This window comes from Pseudoalteromonas sp. ESRF-bin5 (assembly GCF_002632075.1).
Lineage (GTDB): Bacteria > Pseudomonadota > Gammaproteobacteria > Enterobacterales > Alteromonadaceae > Pseudoalteromonas > Pseudoalteromonas marina.
The window spans coordinates 1-4609 of sequence record NZ_NTLW01000250.1 but is presented as its reverse complement, the minus strand read 5'-3'; the positions used below and the strand labels follow the sequence as shown (position 1 = coordinate 4609).

Below are 4609 nucleotides of genomic sequence, written 5' to 3'. Positions count from 1 at the left end.
TCGCTCACAGCACCATACTGCTCTAACGTACTCGTCGCTACATTGAGTAGTTCGTGCTTTGCCTCATTGCTATAAGTAACAAATGCACGCCCTAAATAGCGCGAGCTGCCAGGTGTGTCTGTTAGTGCATAACTCACTCCACCACCTGTGCATGATTCAGCAGTAGTGATCCATAAGCATTTATCCGTTAAAATAACACCTAATTTCGCAGCAAGTGTTTTAATCTCTTGATGTAATTCCATATTCAGCCTTTGGGTAAATACATGTCGTTTGATCTTTTTGCACCACACACTATAAAACAACAAACCCCTATGATGCAGCAGTATCTAAAAATAAAATCAGAGCATCGCGATATTTTATTGTTTTATCGTATGGGTGATTTTTATGAGCTTTTCTTTGACGACGCAAAACGTGCAGCTCAATTGCTCGATATTTCGCAAACTCAACGCGGCAAAGCCGGTGGCGACCCTATTCCTATGGCAGGTGTGCCTTATCATGCCGTAGAAAACTACCTAGCGCGTTTGGTACAAATGGGCGAATCAGTTGCTATTTGTGAACAAGTTGGCGACCCCGCAACCAGTAAAGGCCCTGTTGAACGAAAAGTAGTGCGCATTGTAACACCGGGCACTATTTCAGATGAGGCGCTTCTTCAAGAACGACAAGACAACTTACTGACCAGTGTTTGGCAAAATAAAAAAGGCCAATACGGTGTTGCGTATCTTGATATAAATTCTGGGCGTTTTAACGTTGTAGAAGTCAATACTGACGAAGCGTTAAGCTCAACGCTACAACGTTTATCGCCAGCAGAATTGCTTTATAGCGAAAATTTTGAAAACACCCATCTAATCGAACATATTAAAGGCGCTCGTCGTCGCCCTGAATGGGAGTTCGACTTAGATACGGCTCAGCATTTATTATGCGATCAATTTGGAACAAAAGATTTAGTTGGATTTGGTGTAGAAAAAGCTCACTCAGCGCTCGTAGCTGCCGGCTGTTTAATGCAATACGTGAAAGATACACAGCGCATTGCTTTGCCTCATATTCGCGCCATTACGCTTGAGCACAACGAACACGCTGTTATATTAGATGCCGCAACCCGTAAAAATTTAGAACTAACAGTTAATCTGTCAGGCGGATTTGAAAACACGCTTGCACAAGTACTTGATAAAACAGCCACTGCAATGGGCTCACGCTTATTAAAACGCCGCATTCATACACCTGTTCGAAATAAAGACGAGTTGAATTCTCGTCTAAATGCTATTAGCGCAATTTTAGACGCACAACTATGTGGAGAATTACACGAATCATTAAAAGAGATTGGTGATATAGAACGTGTAATAGCGCGTTTAGCATTATGTACTGCACGCCCAAGGGATTTAACACGCTTGCGCAGTGCACTACAAGCACTTGCCCCCCTGCATAATTTATTAAGTGATGCGAGCGACCCACGCATTACAAGTATTATCAAACACTCGCCTGAATTACCTGAGCTACAAGCATTGCTAGAGCGAGCTGTTATTGATAACCCGCCAGTACTTATTCGTGATGGGGGCGTAATTGCGCCGGGTTATAACAGTGAACTTGATGAATGGCGTAACCTAAGTAAAGGGGCAACTGATGTACTCGAGCAGCTTGAACAACGCGAGCGTGAACGTACTGGGATTAGTACGTTAAAAATTGGCTATAACCGAGTACACGGCTTTTTTATAGAAGTGAGCCGCGCCAATTCGCATTTAGTCCCTGCTGATTATATTCGCCGCCAAACGCTTAAAAATAATGAACGCTATATTATTCCAGAGCTTAAAGAACATGAAGACAAAGTACTAGGCAGCCAATCAAAAGCGCTCGCGCTTGAAAAACAACTATACGAAGAGTTGTTTGAATTTATCGCCCCACATATTGAGCAGCTGCAAATAATGGCTGCAGCGCTTGCTGACTTAGATGTATTAAATAACTTAGCAGAGCGTGCCTTTGCACTTAATTATGCTAAACCAGAGCTTTGTGACAACGACAACATTAGCATTCAACAAGGCCGTCATCCGGTTGTTGAACAGGTAATGAAAGACCCATTTATTGCAAACCCTGTAGAGCTTAATAGTCAGCGCAAAATGCTGATTATTACCGGTCCAAATATGGGTGGTAAATCAACCTATATGCGCCAAACAGCGCTTATTGTATTAATGGCGCACATTGGCTGTTATGTCCCTGCCGATAGCGCAAAAATAGGCAATATTGATCGTATATTTACGCGTATTGGTGCAAGTGATGATTTAGCGTCTGGCCGCTCAACCTTTATGGTTGAAATGACCGAAACCGCCACAATTTTAAATAATGCGACAGCGCAGTCGTTGGTATTAATGGATGAAATTGGACGTGGTACAAGTACCTATGACGGGCTTTCGCTTGCATATGCCACAGCGAATCATTTAGCATCAAAAATATCCGCTAAAACCCTGTTTGCAACTCACTACTTTGAATTAACTGAGCTTGCAGAGCAAACGCAGGGCCTTGTAAACGTTCACCTTGATGCAATAGAGCATAACGATACCATTGCATTTATGCATACTGTGCTGGACGGTGCGGCAAGCAAAAGCTTTGGTTTACAAGTGGCCGCGCTGGCTGGTGTGCCTAAAGCGGTAATTACACAAGCTAAACAAAAGCTTAAGTTACTTGAAAATCACCAAAGTGTTACTGCACCTAATGCTGAGCAACACGCATTTTCATTTAATAATGACGCTGTTATTGAGCCTTCATTAGTGGAAGAACAATTAAGTGCAATTGACCCAGATAACTTATCGCCTCGTCAAGCACACGAATTGCTCTATAAATTAAAAGCGTTGCTTTAACAAAAAATGCCGAAGAATAATTTCTTCGGCATTTTTTATTCAAGCCTTGTAAGGCCTTAAATTTATTATTAAGAAAATTGGTTAAATAAACTATCTGTGCTTAACCCTTCTTGTTGCAAAATATCTTTTAAACGACGTAATGCTTCAACTTGTATTTGTCTTACTCGCTCTCGTGTTAGCCCTATTTCTCTACCTACATCTTCAAGTGTAGATGGCTCATAGCCTAGTAATCCAAACCGACGCGCCAATACTTCACGTTGCTTAAGGTTTAATTCTCCTAACCAATCAACAATGTGTTTATTAATTTCGGTGTCTTGCACTTCACCTTCAGGGCCGTTGCCTTTTTCGTCAGGTAAAATATCAAGCAGCACGCTGTCGTTTTCTCCACCAATAGGCATATCAACCGACGCTATTTTTTCATTCAAACGTAACATTTTGGTTACGTCTTCAACTGGCTTATCTAGGCATTCAGCTATTTCTTCAGCAGTTGGCTCATGGTCGAGTTTTTGGGTTAGCTCTCGCGCTGTACGTAAGTAAACGTTTAGCTCTTTCACTACGTGGATGGGCAAACGAATAGTGCGTGTTTGGTTCATAATGGCGCGTTCAATTGTTTGACGTATCCACCATGTTGCATAGGTTGAAAATCTAAACCCGCGTTCAGGGTCAAACTTTTCAACAGCACGAATTAACCCTAAATTACCCTCTTCAATTAAATCGAGTAGCGCTAGTCCACGGTTATTGTATCTACGTGCAATTTTAACAACTAAACGTAAGTTGCTCTCAATCATACGTTTACGAGAGGCTTCACAGCCTTTGAGGGATTTACGCGCGAAAAATACTTCTTCTTCAGCGCTTAATAATGGAGAGAAGCCTATTTCACCTAAGTAAAGTTGGGTGGCATCTAGGTTTTTAGTCACTTCTTCTTTGGCAAATATGTCTTCGTCATCTACTTTTTCAAGTAGCGGTGTTGCTTCTTCAACGGTGTTTTCATCAAACTTGTCGTCATTGCTGATATTTTTTTCAATCTTTGCTGCGCTAGCCATAAGCCTTCTCCAGAGCAATTATCAATACCTAAAATCTAAGGAAGATATTTAGCAGGATTGACAGCTTTCCCACGGTAACGAATTTCAAAGCGAAGCGCGGTAACCGAAGACTCTGAATTGCCAATTTCTGCTATTTTTTGTCCTGCCTTAACTTTTTGCTTTTCTTTTACAAGTAATTTCGAGTTATGTGCATAAGCACTTAGATAATCATCATTATGTTTCAAAATGATTAAATTACCATAACCTCGAAGCGCGTTACCCGCATACACCACCGTTCCTTGTGCAGCGGCTAAAACTGTAGCCCCCATTTTATTAGTAATTTGTAAGCCTTTATAGCCGTTTTCCTTATTAGAAAAGCGTTTGGTAATTTTGCCCTTTGCTGGCCAAAACCACTTTAATTTACCGCTCGACAACTGCTTTTGGTTACTAACTTTATATTTGGCTTGTTTTTGAACATACTCTCGTTTTTTTGGCTGATCAAGTCCTTTCTTTAATTTTTTGTTATTATTTTGTATGTTTTTTCTAGACTTTTTACTCGAATTCGTATATTTTTTTGAGCTTTTAATTTTTTTGATAGTGGGAGAGAGAGAGATTGACTGGCCTGGATATATAACATAAGGACTTGAAATTAAGTTGTTTTTAGCAAGTTCTCTAAAGTCTTTTCCTGCGCTAAATGCGATTGAATAAAGTGTATCTCCTTTTTGTACTGTATATTTGCCA

4 protein-coding genes are annotated in these 4609 nt (G+C 40.7%); 1 reads left to right on the top strand and 3 read right to left on the bottom strand.

Annotation, left to right across the window (positions count from 1 at the left end; all coding sequences use genetic code 11):
• The coding region (locus tag BCG07_RS15455) for a CinA family protein (protein WP_286890989.1) at positions 1–242 on the bottom strand (242 nt) is incomplete at its 3' end.
• Between the two features lie 21 nt (positions 243–263).
• Between BCG07_RS15455 and mutS the strand changes: the two genes are divergently transcribed.
• Positions 264–2846, top strand: a complete 2583-nt coding sequence (gene mutS / locus BCG07_RS15450) for a DNA mismatch repair protein MutS (protein WP_286890987.1) — start codon at positions 264–266, stop codon at positions 2844–2846.
• Between the two features lie 68 nt (positions 2847–2914).
• On the opposite strand, the gene rpoS is transcribed toward mutS, so the two are convergent.
• The gene (gene rpoS, locus BCG07_RS15445) at positions 2915–3889 is read right to left on the bottom strand and encodes an RNA polymerase sigma factor RpoS (RefSeq protein ID WP_006791963.1); all 975 of its coding nucleotides are present in this window, start codon (positions 3887–3889) and stop codon (positions 2915–2917) included.
• Positions 3890–3924: 35 nt separating this feature from the next.
• A partial coding sequence (locus BCG07_RS15440; protein WP_286890985.1) for a peptidoglycan DD-metalloendopeptidase family protein occupies positions 3925–4609 on the bottom strand: 685 nt, incomplete at its 5' end.